The organism is Burkholderia sp. APQ4-4ca, from assembly GCF_057837105.1.
Genome location: NZ_JBYQCG010000242.1, coordinates 189,114 through 206,973, shown reverse-complemented (window position 1 = coordinate 206,973; position 17,860 = coordinate 189,114). Strand labels below are relative to the sequence as shown.

The window sequence follows — 17,860 nt, the reverse complement described above, 5'->3', positions numbered from 1 at the left end:
GAAGGTCGAGCACGTCGTGCATATCGACCAGCCGTATTTCTTCGGCGAAGCGCAGCCGGGCGAGACGCCGGAAGCATTCGGCCTCGCGCGGGCGCAGCAGCTCGAAGCGAAGATCCTCGAACTCGGCGCGGAGAACGTCGCGGCATTCATCGGCGAGCCGTTCCAGGGCGCGGGCGGCGTGATCTTCCCGCCGTCGACGTACTGGCCGGAAATCCAGCGGATCTGCCGCAAGTACGACATCCTGCTCGTCGCCGACGAAGTGATCGGCGGCTTCGGCCGCACCGGCGAATGGTTCGCGCACCAGCACTTCGGCTTCGAACCGGACCTGATCACGATGGCGAAGGGCCTCACGTCGGGCTACGTGCCGATGGGCGCGGTGGGCATTCACGAGCGCGTCGCACGCCCGATCATCGACAACGGCGAATTCAATCACGGCCTCACGTATTCGGGCCATCCGGTGGCGGCGGCCGTCGCGGTCGCGAACCTGAAGCTGCTGCGCGACGAAGGCATCGTCGAGCGCGTGAAGACCGATATCGGCCCGTATTTCCAGCGCCGGTTGCGCGACACGCTGGGCGACCATCCGATCGTTGGCGAGATCTCGGGGAGCGGGCTGGTCGCGGGCGTTCAACTGGCGCGCGATCGTGAGCGGCGCGAGCGTTTCGATGCGAGTGTCGATATCGGCACGATCTGCCGCGACTTCTGCTTCAACGGCAACCTGATCATGCGCGCGACTGGCGACCGGATGCTGCTGTCGCCGCCGCTCGTGATCCGCGAGGCGGAGGTCGACGAGATCGTCGACAAGGCGAAGCGCGCGTTCGATGCGACGGCGGAGCGGGTGGGGGACGTGCGGTAAACAGGGCGGACCTGCGTGAGGAGGGCGCGGCGTCGAATGACGCGGCGCCCGTATCGCGCCGGGCACGCGCGACGCCAAAACGAAAAGGGCCTGCGTCGTGAGACGCAGGCCCTTGAATTCTTTGGTGGGCGCCGTCGCAGGTAAAAGGCGAATCGGGCTTGTTCTTTCGTAGCGTCAATGAAACAAACTGCCGCTGGTTTAGTGAAGTGCCTGTCAACGGTGACAGGTAGGCCGACGTGACCGGTATGCGAAAATTATGCGCTTGATCCGGAGCGTTGCCCATGCCGACATGCCCGAGCTTCTTTGAAGCCTTCCAGACGAACATGACCGCACTGCATATGCCCGTTCCGACAACGCTTTTCGCGACGCTACAAACGTCGGTTGCGGCTGTCAGTACGATGATGGGGACGCTAAAGGCGCTTGGCCCCGACGCGACGGTGGGCGAAATGCTCGGTGCGACCACGCTAGTCGAAAAGGTGGGTGTTGTCGGTTCGATCCTTGGCAGCGCCTACCTGGGCGCGGTCATCGGTAGCCTGATGGTCGCAACCGATTCGACATTAGCTTGCGGCGCAGGCAAGGGCAACGCGAACACGTCGCTTGCAGTCGCTCGATGGGGCACACGCTATGGGCTGGCGATTCATCCGCTCGTTATGGCGCAAATCCTGCGGCATCCGGAAGTTCTCGCGCCCGGCCCGCATAGCTATTTCGGGTTGAAGACGAACACGGCGATCCGAGGTGCGCGATGAAGTGGATTGCCGACCGCCTACTTCTTATCGGCACGGCGATAGTCTGTTTCGCCGTTGCTTGGGCCATCATCGCCGGAACCGGCGAATGGTTCCCCACCGTCATGATGCTGATCGCCTTCGCAACGCTATGGGGCGATAACGCCCGCCTGCGAAAGCTACTCGAACAAAACGGCATCGATCCGCGACGGCGCAAGCGTTAATACGGGAATCGTAAGGGGCGGTGCGCGGAAACGTGATGGCATTGTGAGCGAGTTAGGCTTAGAGTCACCGCAAAAGAAAAAGGCCCTCGGCTTACGCCTGAGGGCCTTTGTTCTTCGGGCTTCACACACCGATGAATCCTTGGTGGGCGGTACTGGGATCGAACCAGTGACCCCTGCCGTGTGAAGGCAGTGCTCTACCGCTGAGCTAACCGCCCAAAGAAGAATCAAATTATGTCAGAGCTTTTGGGGTTCGTAAAGCCCTTTCTGCAAATTTTTTCAAATGCCCCGCAACCACCGGTTCGCCGGCCGCGTGCTCAGCCCGCGAGCGCGGGCAGTGCGTCGATCGATGCGCGCACGTAGTCGGCAAAGCGCAACGCCACCGGTTCGGCGGTGCCGCTGCGTTTCAGCGCGAGCGTGCGCGATTCGAGCGACGCGTCCTTCAGCGGCACGAACGCGAGCCGGTCGCTTTTCGCCTGCTGCAGCACGCGCGGCACCAGCGCGATGCCCATCCCGAACTCGATCATCGACAGGATCGTCTGCCACAGCCGCGCCTCGTGGCGGATCAGCGGACTGAACCCGGCGTTCACGCACTGCGCGATGATCAGGTCGTGATAGTGCGGCGCGGCGTCGCGCGGAAACAGGATGAACGGTTCCGCGGCCAGCGCGGCGAGTACGACCTGGCGGCGCCGCGCGAGCGGATGCGCCGCGGGCAGGCAGCATACGAACGGCTCCGCATAGACGGGCACCGATTCGACGTCGGCTGGGAAGCGGCCCCAGTGCGCATAGCCGAGATCGATCTGGCCGCGCTGGATCGCCTGCACCTGCGCGTGCGTGTTCATCTCGCTCAGCACGACCTCTACGCCCGGATAGTCGGCCTCGAAGCGCCGCACCGCATCGGGCAGCCCGCGATACAGCATCGAGTGGACGAAGCCGATCCGCAGCCGCCCCCCGAGGCCGGATGCCGAACGCACCGTGAGCCGCTCGGCTTCGGCCGCCTGCAGCAACAGCCGCCGTGCTTCGCCGAGCAGCACCTCGCCCGCGTTGGTCAGCGCGACGGTCTTGTTGGTGCGCGAGAAGAGCTGCACGCCGAGCGCGTCCTCGAACTTGCGGATGTCGAAACTCAGCGCCGGCTGCGAGATGAACAGGCGCTTCGCCGCGCGCCCGAAATGCAGCTCCTCGGCGACCGCCACGAAGTAGCGCAACTGCCTTAGTTCCATGGTGTCTCCTCCCGGCGTCGACATCGATAAGCGATATCTATCGTACCGGACAAATCCTGTATTGGACGCTTATCGACTGCGCGCCTACGCTCTCCGGAAGGCTTGATGCAGGACCAGCCGGCCGTGGTGGCACGCGGCCCCGGCAACTGCGCAGGCAACCCAGGAGACGCATGCATGAACGACACCGCTCGCACGCCGGACGCCGGCGCATCCAACATCCCCGACAGCCGGGGCCTCAATTTCTTCACCGTCGATCCCGATCTCGGCGCGTTGCTGAAGCTGCATCTCGGCGACGCGCACTATGCCGAACTCGAGCCGCGGCTGCGTGCGCTCGGCGCGCGCGTATCGGGCGAGCTCGACGAATGGGCGTCGCGCGCGGACAAGCATCCGCCCGTGCTCGAGCATCGCAACCGGCGCGGCGAGGCCGTGCAGCGGATCGACAAGGATCCGGCGTACGTCGCGCTCGAACGCGTCGCGTATGCGGAACTCGGGCTCGCGTCGCTGAGCCATGGATCCGACACCGTGCCGCCGCTCGTCAAGTACGCGCTGACGTTCCTGTTCGTGCAGGCGGAATTCGGGCTGTGCTGCCCGGTCAGCATGACCGATTCGCTGACGCGCACGCTGCGCCGTTTCGGCGATCCCGCGCTCGTCGCGCGCTACCTGCCGAGGCTCGCGTCGCGCGACTTCGACACGCTGTATCAGGGCGCGATGTTCATGACCGAGCAGGCGGCCGGCTCCGACGTCGGCCGGATCACGACGCGCGCGACCTGCGAAACCGACGCGCACGGCGAGACCGTCTGGCGCCTGACCGGCGACAAGTGGTTCTGTTCGAATGCGGACGCCGATCTCGCGATGGTGCTCGCGCGGCCCGACGGCGCGCCGGACGGCATCAAGGGCCTTGCACTGTTCCTGCTGCCGAAGACGCTGCCGGACGGCACGCGCAACCGCTACCGGATCGTGCGCCTGAAGGACAAGCTCGGCAGCCGTTCGATGGCGAGCGGCGAGATCGCGCTCGAAGGCGCGCAGGCCTGGCTGATCGGCGAGATCGGCCGGGGCTTTCACCAGATGGCCGACATGATCAACATGTCGCGTCTGTCGAACGGCGTGCGCGCGGCGGGGCTGATGCGGCGCGCGCTGAACGAAGCGCTGCACGTCGCCGCGCATCGCGACGCGTTCGGCCGCAAGCTGATCGAGATGCCGCTGATGCAGCGCCAGTTGATGAAGATGCTGCTGCCGGCCGAGGCCGCGCGCGCGATGTTCATGCAGATCGCGTTGCTGCTGCCGCAGGCGGATGCGGGCGACGAGCAGGCGGCGCGCTGCGTGCGGATCCTGACGCCGCTGATCAAGTTCCGCGCGTGCCGCGATGCGCGCCGCGTGACGGGCGATGCGATGGAAGTGCGCGGCGGCACCGGCTATATCGAGGAATGGAGCGACGCGCGGCTCGTGCGCGACGCGCACCTCGGATCGATCTGGGAAGGCACGAGCAACATCGTCGCGCTCGACGTCGCGCGCGCCGCGCAGCGCGAGCATGCGCTCGACGCGCTGCGCACGTTCCTCGGCGATCGTCTGGGCGCGGCGCCGCTGCCCGACGCGAGCCGCACGGCGCTGCGGCGCATTCTCGCGCGGGCGTGCGATGCGCTCGCACGGGTCGCCGGGGAAGGCGACGACGCGCGTGTGCGGCAGGCCGCGTCCGCGCTGTATTACGCGAGCGCGGCCGTGTTGATGGCCTGCGAGGGCGCACGGCTCGCGCCGGATTTCAGGCGTCTCGCGCTCGCGCACCTGATCGTGCGGCACAAGCTGTTGCCGGTCGATCCGGTCGCGCCGGCATCGCGCGACGATGAATCGGCTGCGTCCGACGCGCTGCTGCGCGGCACGCCGGTGCCGCTCGACATGGCGCTCGATCTGCTGCCGGAGGTCGAGCGATGAGCACGGCGACCGAGAACACTCCGCGCGGCGCGCTGCACGGCCTGAAGGTCGTTGACCTGAGCCGCGTGCTCGGCGGCCCGTACTGCACGCAGGCGCTCGCCGACCACGGCGCGACGGTGATCAAGATCGAGCCGCCCGACGGCGACGAGACGCGCGGCTGGGGGCCGCCGTTCCTTGGCGAGACGGCCTGGTATTTCATGGGCGTGAACCGCAACAAGGAAGGGCTCGCGCTCGACCTGTCGCGCGACGAAGGGCGCGCGATCCTGTGGCGGCTGCTCGAAAGCGCCGACGTGCTCGTCGAGAACTTCAAGCCGGGCACGCTCGCGCGCTGGGGGATGGACTACGCCCGCGACCTGCAGCCGCGCTTCCCGCGCTTGATCCATTGCGCGGTGACGGGCTTCGGCGACGACGGCCCGCTCGGCGGGCTGCCGGGCTACGACGCGGTGATTCAGGCGATGGCCGGGCTGATGAGCGTCAACGGCGAGCGCGATGGCGCCGCGACGCGCATCGGTTTGCCGATCGTCGACATGGTCACGGGGCTAAACGCGCTCGCCGGCATCCTGCTGGCGCTCGCGGAGCGCGACAAGAGCGGCCGCGGCCAGTCGATCGACGTGGCGCTGTACGACTGCGGCGTGTCGCTGCTGCATCCGCATCTGCCGAATTTCTTCGGATCGGGCCGCGTGCCGGAGCGCAGCGGTAACGCGCATCCGAACATCGCGCCGTACGACAGCTATCGCACGGCGACCGTGCCGATCTTTCTCGCGGTCGGCAACGACCGGCAGTTCGCGCGGCTCGTCGCGCATCTCGGCGCGCCGGCGCTCGCCGACGATCCGCGCTTCGTCGACAACCGCAGCCGCTGCGCGCACCGGCCCGAACTGAAGGCCGAACTGGAAACGCGGCTCGGCGCGCACGCGTGCGAGCCGCTCGCGCGCGACCTGATGGCGGCCGGTGTGCCGTGCGGGCCGGTGCGCACGGTGGCCGACGTCGCGCACGATCCGCATGCGCTGCATCGCGAGCTGTTCGTCGAGATCGGCGCGTATCGCGGCACCGCGTCGCCGGTGAAGCTGTCGCGCACGCCGGCGACCTACCGGTCGGTGCCGCCCGCGCTCGGCCGCGACACGCGCGCGGTGCTTGACCGGCTCGGCGTCGATCGCACGCTCCAGCAGCAACTGCTCGATGCCGGCGTGCTGAAGGTCGCGCCGGACGAGACGTGACGGGCGAGGGCACCTGCGGACGAGCGCCGTCCCGAACCGACCGATCGCAACGTCAGCGTCAACCCCAGGCAACGCAACGTAGCGCAACCCCGCCAGCCGGCGGCGCAAGGCCGGCCAACCGGCCGCGCGCGACAGCCGCGCCGCCGATCACAAACTTGGAGACATCGATGAGCCGTCCGCAATCCTCGCCCGCCGCACCGCCGCGGCCCGGCCGCGCCGCCCTCGCGGCGTTCGTCGGCACCACGATCGAATGGTACGACTTCTACATCTACGGCACGGCCGCCGCGCTCGTGTTCGGCAAGGTATTCTTTTCCAGCACGATGGATCCCGGCGTCGCGACGCTGCTCGCGTTCGTCACGTTCTGGGCCGGCTTCGCCGCGCGGCCGCTCGGCGGGATCGTGTTCGGCCATCTCGGCGATCGCGTCGGCCGCAAGACCGCGCTCGTGATCACGCTGGTGATGATGGGGCTCGCGACGACCGGCATCGGCCTGCTGCCCGGCTACGCGTCGATCGGCGTCTGGGCGCCCGCGGGCCTCGTCGTGCTGCGCGTGCTGCAGGGCATCGCGGTCGGCGGCGAGTGGGGCGGCGCGGTGCTGATCGCGAGCGAGAACGCGCCGAAGCATCGCAGCATCCTGTATGCGGCGTTCGCGCAGCAGGGCTCGCCCACCGGCAACCTGCTGGCCACGGCCGCGTTCTTCGCGCTGAGCGCGCTGCCGACGCCGTCGTTCCTGATGTGGGGCTGGCGCATTCCGTTCCTGCTGTCGGCCGTGCTCGTGATCATCGGGATGGTGATCCGGCTGCGCCTCGAGGAGTCGGTCGACATGCAGCGCGTGCTTGCGCGCAAGCGCACGGTGAAGCTGCCGCTGCGCGACGTCGTGCGCGACCACTGGGTCGTCGTGCTGCTGGCGGCCGGCACGCTGCCGGTGATCAACGTCACGTATTTCCGCAGCACGTTCGCGCTGTCGTGGGCGACGAAGACGCTCGGTTACGCGCAGGGCACGTTCCTCGGCATCCTGTCGATCTCGCTCGTCGTCCAATTCCTGATGCAGCCGGTCGGCGCGTGGTTCGTGTCGAAGGTCGACATGCGGCGCGCGATGTGCTGGATCCTGATCCCGGAAATCGTGCTGATGCCCGTGATGTTCCATGCGCTCGCGACGCGTTCGTACTGGGTCGCCGTCGCGGGCATGTGCATTTCGACGATTCCGTCGGCGATGTTCTACGGCGCGGTCGGCGGGGTGCTCGCGCGCGTGTTCCCTGCCAACATCCGCTATACGGGCCTGTCGCTCGCGTATCAGTTGAGCGCGCTGGTCGTCGGCGGCGGCACACCGGTGCTCGCGCAGGCGATCCTCAATGCGACCGGCAGCATCGTCGGCGTCGCGATCGCGTCGGGGCTCTATGCACTCGTGTCGCTCGCGTGCATGCTCGCGCTGCTCAATCGCACCGGGTATCGCGCCAACGAGTTGTCGAGCGCCGAACGCAGCGATGCGGCCGAGTGGGGTGTCGAGAGCACGGGGGCGGGAAGCCCCGCGGGCGAAGCCGTGCAACCGGACGATCGCGGCACGTTGAAACCGGCGGGTTGAGCCGGCAGGCATGGCGTCATGCGATGCGGTGAGGTGAGGTGGCGATGCGGCGAATCCACGGCGTCAGGCGTCGGACGGCCCGCGTCGCGTTGCCTTCGCGCGCGTCGGATCACGCATCCCAAAAGCAAACGGCACCGTGCGATACACGGTGCCGTTCGGGCGTTTGCTTCACATCGCGACGACGCCGGCACGGCCGGCCGTCTCGCGTCGCGTCGTCGCTCAGCCTTCCGTCGGCGGCACGTAGCCGGACGCCTGGTCCGCGCCCTCGCCGAAGAAGTACTTCTCCGTCTGCTTCATCAGATACTGGCGCGCGCGCGGGTCGGCCATGTTCAGGCGGTTTTCGTTGATCAGCATCGTCTGCTGCTTGAGCCAGCCTTGCCACGCTTCCTTCGAGACGCTCTCGTAAATGCGCTTGCCGAGTTCGCCCGGCAGCGGCGGGAAATCGAGGCCTTCGGCTTCCTTGCCGAGCTTCGCGCATTGGATCATTCGAGCCATCGTGTACTTCTCCTGTAATCGGTCTGGGGGGAAGGGCAGTCGTGCCTGCGCTCAGAGCTGCTTCATCAGCACGAGCGACTTGCGCTGCCAGTTATAGAGTTTGCGACGGTCTTCCGGCAGGTCGTCGACGCTGACCTTGACGAAGCCGCGCTTGAGGAACCAGTGCTCGGTGCGCGTCGTGAGCACGAAGATGTGCGTGAGGCCGCGCGCGCGGGCGCGCTGCTCGATGCGCTTGAGCAGGCGTTCGCCGTCGCCCGAGCCTTGCGCTTCCGGCGCGACCGTCAGGCACGCCATCTCGCCGATCTTTTCCTGCTGATACGGATACAGCGCCGCGCAGCCGAACAGCACGCCATCGTGCTCGATCACCGAGAAGTGGTCGATGTCGCGTTCGATCTGGTGGCGGCCGCGCCGCACCAGCGTGCCGTCGGATTCGAGCGGCTCGATCAGCGACAGGATGCCGCCGACGTCGTCCGGCGTCGCCTCGCGCAGGCTTTCGAGGTTCTCGTACGAGATCATCGTGCCGACGCCGTCGTGCAGGAACAGTTCGAGCAGCATGCTGCCGTCGAGCGATTGCGGGATCAGGTGGGCGCGGGTCACGCCGCCGCGGCATGCGCGGATCGAATGCTTCAGGAAGAACCCGTCGTCGCCCTGGATGTTGCCGGAATCGAGCAGCTCGGCCGCCGCGTCGAGCGACATTTCACGCACCAGCTCGCCTTCGTCGTCGACGATGCCGGGCCCTTCGGTCAGGAAGATGATCTTGTCGGCGCGCAGCGCGATCGCGGCCGCCGACGCGACGTCTTCCATCGACAGGTTGAACGCCTCGCCGGTCGGCGAGAACCCGAGCGGCGACAGCAGCACGAGCTTGCGGCTCGCGAGCGAATGACGGATCGATTCGGCATCGATCTTGCGCACGATGCCCGTGTGCGCGAAATCGACCCCGTCGAGAATCCCCACCGGCCGCGCGGTCACGAAGTTGCCCGACACGACGCTGATGTGCGCGTGCGCCATCGGCGAGTTCGGCAGACCCTGGCTGATCGCGGCCTCGATGTCCAGACGCACTTCGCCGGCCGCTTCCTTCGCGGATTCGAGCGCGCGCGCATCGGTGATGCGCAGCCCGTGCGAAAACTCGGATTCGACGCCGTGCAGGCTCAGTTGCTCCTCGACCTGCGGGCGCGACCCGTGCACCAGCACGATCTGGATGCCCATCGCCTGCAAGAGCGCGATGTCGGACACGAGCGCGTTCAGCAGCCCCTGCTGCACCACCTCGCCGCCGAACCCCACGACGAACGTGCTGTTGCGGAACTTGTGGATATAGGGCGCGACGGAGCGCATCCAGTCGACGAACTGCGCGTGGCTGGCGGCCGAATCGTCGGCTACCGGCGGCGTCGCGGCGCCGGTCTGGGCGGGAGGGAGGTCGGTTTGGGAATTCATGGGCGGGATTATAATGCGCCCCCATGTCGAATGTTTCTAAAAGTCCCGCGCCGACGCGGGCCAATACGCCGTCGGCGAAGCACCCGGATGGTGCGGCCGATGCGCGCGAGCAGCAAGGCCAGCCGCCGCGCCGGCAGCAGGACAAGCCGGCGGGCCAGCCGGCACCCGCGCCGCGCGGGCCGCGCCATGACGAACGGCGCGGCGACGCGCGCCAGCCGGCCGCGAAGGGCGCGCCGCAGCCGGCGGGCGAGCGCGCCCCGCGCCGCGAGCGTGCGCCGCGCGCCGCCGTTCCGCCGAATCCCGTCCCGCCGATCACCTACCCCGAAAGCCTGCCCGTGTCGGGCAAGCGCGACGAAATCGCGCGCGCGATCGCCGGTCATCAGGTCGTCATCGTTTGCGGCGAAACGGGCTCGGGCAAGACCACGCAGTTACCGAAGATCTGTCTCGATCTCGGCCGCGGCCTCGGCGCCGGCGGCACGGGCCTGATCGGCCATACGCAGCCGCGGCGCCTGGCCGCGTCGTCGACCGGCCGCCGGATCGCCGAGGAACTCGGCACGCCGTTCGGCGAGGTGGTCGGCTACAAGGTGCGCTTCACCGACAACCTCGCGCCGGGCGCATCCGTCAAGCTGATGACGGACGGCATCCTGCTCGCCGAGACGCAGACCGATCCGCTGCTGAAGGCGTACGACACGCTGATCATCGACGAGGCGCACGAGCGCAGCCTGAACATCGACTTCCTGCTCGGCTACCTGAAGGAAATCCTGCCGCGGCGGCCGGACCTGAAGCTGATCGTCACGTCCGCGACGATCGACGCCGACCGCTTCGCGCGCCATTTCGGCACCGACGAACGTCCGGCGCCCGTGATCGAGGTGAGCGGGCGGCTGTATCCGGTCGAGATGCGCTATCGGCCGGTGGCCGAGGATCGTCCTGCGGTGAAGAACGCCGAAGGCACGGGCGGCCGCGATCGCGTGAAGACCGCGCGCGAAGCCGAACGCGACCTGATGGACGCGATCGTCGACGCGGTCGACGAGCTGTGCCGCGAAGGCCCCGGCGACGTGCTGGTGTTCCTGCCCGGCGAGCGCGAGATTCGCGAGGCGGCCGAGGCGCTGCGCAAGCACCATCCGCCGCACACGGAGATCCTGCCGCTGTTCGCGCGGCTGTCCGCGGCCGACCAGGACAAGGTGTTCAAGGCGTCGAACGCGCGCCGGATCGTGCTCGCGACCAACGTGGCCGAAACGTCGCTGACGGTGCCGGGCATCCGCTACGTGGTCGACACCGGCCTCGCGCGCGTGAAGCGCTATTCGTACCGGAACAAGGTCGAGCAGCTGCAGGTCGAGTCGATCTCGCAGGCCGCCGCGAACCAGCGCGCGGGCCGCTGCGGCCGCGTGGCCGACGGCGTGTGCATCCGCTTGTACGAGGAAAGCGACTACCAGGCGCGCGCGCGCTTCACCGATCCGGAAATCCTGCGCTCGTCGCTCGCGTCGGTGATCCTGCGGATGAAGTCGCTGCACCTGACCGCGATCGAATCGTTCCCGTTCCTCGAACCGCCGCCCGGCCGCGCGATCGCGGACGGTTATCAGCTGCTCAACGAACTGGGCGCGGTCGATGACGACAACGCGCTGACGCCGCTCGGCCGCGAGCTCGCGCGGCTGCCGCTCGACCCGCGCGTCGGCCGGATGATTCTCGCCGCGCGCGACCAGCAGTCGCTGCGCGAGGTGCTGATCATCGCGAGCGCGCTGTCCGTGCAGGACCCGCGCGACCGCCCGATCGAAGCGCAGGAGCAGGCCGACCAGGCGCATCGCCGGTTCGCCGACGAGCGCTCCGAATTCCTGCAGTGGTTGAAGATCTGGGCGTGGTTCGAAGAGGCCGTCGCGCACAAGAAGTCGAATCGCCAGTTGATCGACGCATGCCGGCAGAATTTCCTGTCGCACCTGCGGCTGCGCGAGTGGCGCGACGTCCATTCGCAGTTGCTGACGGTCGTGCGCGAGCACGGCTGGCGGCTCAACGAAGTCGAGGCCACCTACGAGCAGATCCATCTGGCCCTGCTGACGGGCCTGCTCGGCAACCTCGGGATGAAGGCCGACGACGATCCGCACTACCTCGGCGCACGCGGGATCAAGTTCTACCTGTGGCCGGGCTCCGCGCTCGCGAAGAAGGCCGGCCGCTGGGTGATGGCGGCCGAGCTCGTCGAGACGAGCCGGCTGTACGCGCGCTGCCTCGCGAAGATCGAGCCGGAGTGGGTCGAGAAGATCGGCGCGCACCTGCTGAAGAAATCGCTGTCGGAGCCGCACTGGGAGAAGCGTCCTGCGCAGGTCAGCGCGTTCGAGCGCGCGACGCTGTACGGGCTGCCGATCTACCACCGGCGGCGCGTCGCGTTCGGCAAGCAGGACCCGGCGCGCGCCCGCGAGCTGTTCATCCGCGGCGCGCTGGTCGAAGGCGAATTCGACACGAAGCTGCCGTTCTTCGCGCACAACCGCAAGCTGCTCGCCGACATCGAGCAGCTCGAGCACAAGTCGCGCCGCCAGGACGTGCTGGTCGACGACGAACTGATCTACGCGTACTACGACCACGCGATTCCGGAAGGCATCCATACGGGCGCCGCGTTCGAGCGCTGGTATCGCGACGAGGTGAAGAAGGGCGGCCAGCCCGACGACAAGCAGCGGCTGCTATATCTGTCTCGCGACGACCTGATGCGCCACGAGGCGGCCGGCGTGACGACCGACCTGTTCCCGAAGCGCGCGACGATGGCCGGCGTCGAGATGGCGCTCACGTACCACTTCGAGCCCGGCACGCCGCGCGACGGCGTGACGCTCGCGGTGCCGCTCTACGCGCTGAACCAGGTCGACGCGCGCCGTTGCGAATGGCTCGTGCCCGGCATGCTGAAGGAGAAGGTGCAACTGCTGCTGAAGTCGCTGCCGCAGAAGCTGCGCCGGCACTGCGTGCCGCTGCCCGAGTACGCGGCCGGCTTCGTCGAGCGGATGGGGCGCGAGCGCTTCGGCGCCGGCGGGCTCGTCGAGGCGCTGATCGCCGACGTGCGCGGCGAGACGCAGGTCGCGATGAAAACGGCCGACTTCAAGCTCGAGACGTTGCCCGCGCACCTGTTCATGAATTTCAAGGTGATCGACGAGCACGGCCGCCAGCTCGCGATGGGGCGCAACCTCGCGCAGCTTCGCCAGGAGCTGGGCGCGCAGGCGCAGCAGCAGTTCCAGAAGATCGCGGCGGCGTCGACGATCGCGACCGGCGGCGACGCCGGCGCGGGCGACGCAGGCGACACGCCGGCGCCCGCCGCCGCGCCGGGTTCGGCGGCGAAGGGCGGCAAGCCGGGCAAGGGCGCGGCGCCGCAGACGGCCGCCCCGGCGGAAGGCGGCGCGACCGCGCTGTACGAGAACCTGACGACGTGGAATTTCGGCAAGCTGCCCGAGCTGCTGGAAATCCGCCGGCGCGGCCAGACGCTGTACGGTTACCCGGCGCTCGTCGACCGCGGCACGCATTGCGACGTCGAGGTGTTCGATTCGCCGGAGGAGGCCGCGCGCATCCACCGGGCCGGTTTGCGGCGGCTGTTCGCGCTGCAGCTGAAGGAGCCGATCAAGTTCCTGGAAAAGAACCTGCCGGGCCTGCGCGAGATGGCGATGCAGTACATGTCGCTTGGCACGCAGGACGAGCTGCGCGACCAGTTGATCGACACGGCGCTCGACCGCGCGTGCCTGCAGGATCCGCTGCCCGACGACGACGCGAGCTTCCACGCGCGCCGCGACGAGGGCCGCAGCCGCCTGAACCTGCTCGCGCAGGAAATCGCGCGGCTCGTCGGGCAGATCCTGGCCGAATACGCGGGCCTCGTGAAGAAGCTCGCGCAGGCGAAGCCGTTCGCGCAGGCCCATGCGGACCTGCAGCAGCAACTGGCCGCGCTGGTCGGCAAGCGCTTCGTGATCGACACGCCTTACGCGCAGCTTGCGCACTTCCCGCGCTACCTGAAGGGCATCGCGCTGCGGATCGACAAGCTGAAGGCCGATCCGGCGCGCGACGCGAAGCAGTCGGCCGAGCTGCTCCCGCTCGCCCAGCAGTACCAGCGCGCGGTGTCGCAGCGCGGCGGCGTCGTCGATGCGCGGCTCGCGGAATTCCGCTGGCTGCTCGAGGAATTGCGGATTTCGTTGTTCGCGCAGGAACTGCGCACGCCGATGCCGGTCTCTGTCAAGCGCCTGCACAAGGTCTGGGAGTCGATGCAGCGCTAGCGCGACATCGGTTGGCCGGGCTGGACGGGCGGCCGGCCCGGGCTCGCACCGCGGCGCCGGCGGCAGTGGCTCGTCCGGCCGCCGCGGCGTGCGGCGAGGTGACGCAACGGCGGCGCAAAAGCGGTGCAACACCGGCATGGGTCAACCGGAGGGGCCCGCCGAACGTTCTACAATGACAGCTGTTCCACGACGTGAGTCTTCATGCGCACTTTCCTTTCCTTCGGCCGCACGCTTGCGCTGGCCGCCGCCGTGCTGGCGCCCGCCGCACACGCGAATAACGTGATCGTCCTCAATTCGGCCGAAGCGACGCTTTCCCTGATCGACGAGCAGACCCGCGAAGTCGTGTCCACGATGCCGACCGGCAAGGAACCGCACCACTTGATGGCGACGCCCGACAATTCGTCGCTGATCGTCGCCAATTCGGTCTCGAACAGCCTGATGTTCGTCGATCCGAAGACGGGCAAGCTGCAGCGCACGGTCGAAGGCATCGAGGATCCGTACCAGCTCGGCTTCTCGCCCGACAAGAAGTGGTTCGTGTCGACCGGGCTGCGCCTCGACCGGCTCGACATCTACAGCTACGACGGCCGCGACCTGCATCTCGTGAAGCGCCTGCCGCTCGCGGTGATGCCGAGCCACCTCGCGTTCACGAAGGACAGCAAGACGGTGCTCGTGTCGCTGCAGGTGTCCGGCGAGATCGCGGCGGTCGACCTCGCGACGCAGACGGTCAAGTGGAAGATGCCGGTCGGCAAGGTGCCGGCGGGCCTGTGGATGACGCCCGACGACAAATACCTGCTGGTCGGCATGACCGGCGCCGATTACGTCGCGGTCGTCGACTGGCGCAATCAGAAGGTCGTGAAGACGATTCAGACGGGCAAGGGCGCGCACAACTTCCGCTCGCTCGCCGACGGCGCGCACGTCGCGATCACGAACCGGGTCGCGAATACGATCAGCATCATCGACGAGATCACGCTCACCAAGGTCGGCGACATCACCGGCCTGCTGCCGGGCCCGGACGACATGGAGCTGTCCGCCGACAAAAAAACGCTGTGGGTGACGTTCCGTTTCGCGAAGAAGGTCGGGATCATCGATCTGGCGTCGCGCAAGCTGGTGCAGACGATCGCCGTCGGCCGTTCGCCGCACGGCATCTACTTCTACGACCGCGCGCCGTGGAAGGCGGCGAACGGCGCGTGACGGGCGGAGGCGAACGATGCTGCACCTGATCGATGCGTTCGTGTCGGACGTCCAGACCTGGCTGTACGTCGACGTCGTGCAGCCGTTCCTCTTCAAGTTCAACCTGATGGACTACGACGAGGACACCTACGACGCGCTGTACTGGGTGATCGTCGGCGCGCTGCAGATGGTGCTGATGTTCGCGCTGCTGCGCCCGCTCGAGGCGCTGCTGCCGGTCGAGCGCTGGAAGAACCGCCGCGCGGTGCGGGTCGACGTGATCTACACCGCGATCTCGAAGCTCGGCATCTACGCGCTGTTTTTCTTCTTCGCGCTGCAGCCGGTATTCGACAACCTCCAGGCGTGGCTGCGCCTGCACGGCGTCGCGAACGTGAACCTCGACTATCTGTGGCCGGGCGTGACCTCGCGGCCGATCGTCGCGTTCGCGATCTACCTCGTCGTGCTCGACTTCGCCGGCTACTGGTATCACCGCTGGCAGCACAAGTTCGGCATCTGGTGGGAGCTGCACGCGGTCCATCACAGCCAGCGGCAGATGTCGCTGTGGTGCGACGACCGCAACCACCTGCTCGACGACGTGCTTCAGTCGTGCTTCTTCGCGGCGATCGCGCTCGTGATCGGCGTGACGCCGTCGCAGTTCGTCGTGCTGACCGCGGTCACGAACTTCCTGCAGAGCATCCAGCATACGAATGCGCGGCTGTCGTACGGCCGCATCGGCGAGCGCCTGCTCGTCAGCCCGATCTTCCACCGCCGGCACCATGCGGTCGGCTATGGCCACGAAGGCACCAAGTACGGCTGCAACTTCGGCGTGCTGTTCCCGTGGTGGGACATGATGTTCGGCACCGCGTCGTGGAACCGCACGGTCGAGCCGACCGGCATCCGCGAGCAGGTCGAGGGCGTGTCCTACGGCGACGGCTTCTGGTCGCAGCACGGCCTCGCGTTCGTGCGGATCTTCCGGCGCCTGTTCCCCGCCAAGCGCGGCGCGGCGTCCGCCTGATCCCGAGCGGGCCCGTCTCCCGTTGAACGACTTTTCCACGCGGCCCGCCTGCGCTTTGGCGCACGCGGGCCGCGTGGTTTATCCTTTCCCCGTTTTTCTCCGTCAATCCAGATTTCATAGGCTCGCATGAACGACCTGCTGCGTTCCTTCGTCCGGGCGCTCGCCAGCGCGCTGCACCCGCGCATGCTGTGGCTCACCCTGATGCCGTTCGTCGTGTCGGCGCTGCTGTGGGGCGTCGTGCTGTGGTTCTCGTGGCAGACGCTGCTGGATCTCGCGCGCGGCGCGCTCGACGGTTTCGTGCTGACGGCCGCGCTGTATCGCGCGTTCGATGCGATCGGCATGTCGCAGCTGCATGCGGTCGTCGCGCCGTTCGTGGTCGTGTCGCTCGCGATTCCGCTGATCGTGCTGACCGTGCTGCTGCTGATCGCGACGATCTCGATGCCGGTCGTGATCAAGCACCTGTCGAACCGGCAGTTCGCGGCGCTCGAGCCGAAGCGGGGCGGCACCTTCTTCGGCAGCGTGGTCAATTCGCTCGGCGCGGCGATCGTCGGCGTCGTGCTGCTCGTCGTCACGATCCCGCTGTGGCTGATCCCGCCGTTCTTCGCGCTGCTGCCGCCGGTGATCTGGGGCTGGCTCACGTACCGCGTGATGACCTACGACGCGCTCGCGCTGCATGCGAGCCGCGACGAGCGCCGCGCGCTCGTGCGCCGGCACCGCTGGCCGCTGATCGGCATCGGCGTCGCGACCGGGCTGCTCGGCACCGTGCCGACCTTCGTGTGGGTGTCGTCGGTCTGGATGATGGTGCTGTTCCCGTTCGTGGCAGCGGCGATGATCTGGGTTTACGCTTTCATCCTCGTCTTCTCGGCGCTGTGGTTCGGGCACTACTGCCTGCGCGCGCTGGAAGACCTGCGCGCCAGTGCGCGCGCCACCGCAATCGACATGGGGCAGGCATGAGCATCGGCATCATCATCATCGGCGACGAAATCCTTTCGGGCCGCCGGCAGGACAAGCATCTGGCGAAGGTCATCGAGCTGCTCGGCGCGCGCGGGCTCGCGCTCGACTGGGCCGAATACGTCGGCGACGATCCGGCGCGCATCACCGCGACGCTCGCGCGCGCGATCGCGTCGGGCGACATCGTGTTCTCGACGGGCGGGATCGGCGCGACGCCGGACGACCATACGCGCCAGTGCGCGGCCGCCGCGCTCGGCGTGCCGCTCGAGCTGCATCCGGACGCGAAGGCGCTGATTGCGGAGCGCATTCGCGAAACGCATACCGATCCGGCCACGCCGGTCGACTTCGAGTCGCCGGAGAACCAGCATCGCTTCAACATGGGCGTGTTCCCGGCCGGCGCGACGATCATCCCGAACGGCTACAACCGGATTCCGGGCTTCTCGGTCGGGGATCTTCACTTCGTGCCGGGCTTCCCGGTGATGGCGTGGCCGATGATCGAATGGGTGCTCGACACGAAGTACGCGCATCTGCATCACGCGACGCCGCATGCCGAGCGCTCGCTGTACGTGTTCGAGCTGCCGGAATCGACGCTCACGCCGTTGATGGAGAAGATCGAGCGCGATTTCCCGGGCGTGCGCGTGTTCAGCCTGCCGAGCGTCGGCGACGCGGAGCGCGGCGGCATCTATGCGCGCCGTCACATCGATCTCGGCGTGAAGGGCGAGCCGGAAGCGGTCGCGGCCGCGTTCGTGAAGCTGCGCGAAGGCGTGCACCTGCTCGGCGGCGACGTCGTGGAGCCCGATACGCCGCGCGCGTGAGCGGCGGCCCGCAACGACACG

Annotated in this window: 14 protein-coding genes and 1 tRNA gene; 11 read left to right on the top strand and 4 right to left on the bottom strand. The window is 68.0% G+C overall.

Annotated features, from left to right (window positions below; all coding sequences use genetic code 11):
* From AC3IFE_RS32470 to AC3IFE_RS32460, 3 genes are all read left to right on the top strand, one after another.
* The coding region (locus tag AC3IFE_RS32470; protein WP_489194399.1) for an aminotransferase class III-fold pyridoxal phosphate-dependent enzyme at positions 1 to 853 on the top strand (853 nt) is incomplete at its 5' end.
* A 323-nt stretch (positions 854 to 1,176) separates the two neighbouring features.
* Positions 1,177 to 1,599, top strand: a complete 423-nt coding sequence (locus tag AC3IFE_RS32465; protein WP_489194397.1) for a hypothetical protein — start codon at positions 1,177 to 1,179, stop codon at positions 1,597 to 1,599.
* Positions 1,596 to 1,799 (top strand): hypothetical protein, encoded by a 204-nt coding sequence (locus AC3IFE_RS32460; protein ID WP_124557644.1) that lies wholly within the window; start codon positions 1,596 to 1,598, stop codon positions 1,797 to 1,799. Before AC3IFE_RS32465 ends, AC3IFE_RS32460 begins: the two co-directional genes overlap by 4 nt.
* Before the next feature lie 140 nt (positions 1,800 to 1,939).
* Here the strand turns inward: AC3IFE_RS32460 and AC3IFE_RS32455 are convergent.
* A tRNA-Val gene (locus AC3IFE_RS32455) sits at positions 1,940 to 2,014 on the bottom strand.
* A 99-nt stretch (positions 2,015 to 2,113) separates the two neighbouring features.
* Positions 2,114 to 3,016: a LysR family transcriptional regulator gene (locus tag AC3IFE_RS32450; RefSeq protein WP_489194395.1), complete on the bottom strand. Its 903-nt coding sequence runs from the start codon at positions 3,014 to 3,016 to the stop codon at positions 2,114 to 2,116.
* Positions 3,017 to 3,190: 174 nt separating this feature from the next.
* On the opposite strand from AC3IFE_RS32450, the gene AC3IFE_RS32445 reads away from it, so the two are divergent.
* From AC3IFE_RS32445 to AC3IFE_RS32435, 3 genes are all read left to right on the top strand, one after another.
* Positions 3,191 to 4,942: an acyl-CoA dehydrogenase family protein gene (locus tag AC3IFE_RS32445; RefSeq protein ID WP_489194393.1), complete on the top strand. Its 1,752-nt coding sequence runs from the start codon at positions 3,191 to 3,193 to the stop codon at positions 4,940 to 4,942.
* Positions 4,939 to 6,156, top strand: coding sequence for a CaiB/BaiF CoA transferase family protein (locus AC3IFE_RS32440; RefSeq protein ID WP_489194391.1), 1,218 nt, complete (start codon positions 4,939 to 4,941; stop codon positions 6,154 to 6,156). Before AC3IFE_RS32445 ends, AC3IFE_RS32440 begins: the two co-directional genes overlap by 4 nt.
* A 167-nt stretch (positions 6,157 to 6,323) precedes the next feature.
* Positions 6,324 to 7,736, top strand: coding sequence for an MFS transporter (locus tag AC3IFE_RS32435; protein WP_489194389.1), 1,413 nt, complete (start codon positions 6,324 to 6,326; stop codon positions 7,734 to 7,736).
* 219 nt (positions 7,737 to 7,955) lie between these two features.
* Here the strand turns inward: AC3IFE_RS32435 and AC3IFE_RS32430 are convergent, their stop codons facing one another.
* Positions 7,956 to 8,231: an oxidative damage protection protein gene (locus tag AC3IFE_RS32430; protein WP_009692666.1), complete on the bottom strand. Its 276-nt coding sequence runs from the start codon at positions 8,229 to 8,231 to the stop codon at positions 7,956 to 7,958.
* Positions 8,232 to 8,282: 51 nt separating this feature from the next.
* Positions 8,283 to 9,662, bottom strand: coding sequence for an amino-acid N-acetyltransferase (gene argA, locus AC3IFE_RS32425; RefSeq protein WP_089467834.1), 1,380 nt, complete (start codon positions 9,660 to 9,662; stop codon positions 8,283 to 8,285).
* 23 nt (positions 9,663 to 9,685) lie between these two features.
* Here argA and hrpA point away from each other — a divergent pair, with 23 nt between their 5' ends.
* From hrpA to AC3IFE_RS32400, 5 genes are all read left to right on the top strand, one after another.
* Complete coding sequence (hrpA, locus tag AC3IFE_RS32420) at positions 9,686 to 13,891, top strand: ATP-dependent RNA helicase HrpA (RefSeq protein ID WP_489194386.1); 4,206 nt, start codon at positions 9,686 to 9,688, stop codon at positions 13,889 to 13,891.
* Positions 13,892 to 14,092: 201 nt separating this feature from the next.
* On the top strand, positions 14,093 to 15,082 hold the full coding sequence (locus AC3IFE_RS32415; protein ID WP_489194384.1) for a YVTN family beta-propeller repeat protein: 990 nt from the start codon (positions 14,093 to 14,095) through the stop codon (positions 15,080 to 15,082).
* A gap of 16 nt (positions 15,083 to 15,098) precedes the next feature.
* Entirely contained in the window at positions 15,099 to 16,073 is a 975-nt protein-coding gene (locus AC3IFE_RS32410) for a sterol desaturase family protein (RefSeq protein WP_489194382.1), read from the top strand.
* A 126-nt stretch (positions 16,074 to 16,199) separates the two neighbouring features.
* Positions 16,200 to 17,027 (top strand): EI24 domain-containing protein, encoded by an 828-nt coding sequence (locus AC3IFE_RS32405; protein ID WP_301740203.1) that lies wholly within the window; start codon positions 16,200 to 16,202, stop codon positions 17,025 to 17,027.
* A complete protein-coding gene (locus tag AC3IFE_RS32400) occupies positions 17,024 to 17,839 on the top strand; it encodes a competence/damage-inducible protein A (RefSeq protein ID WP_489194380.1) in 816 nt (271 codons plus the stop codon). Before AC3IFE_RS32405 ends, AC3IFE_RS32400 begins: the two co-directional genes overlap by 4 nt.
* Positions 17,840 to 17,860 lie beyond the last annotated feature (21 nt).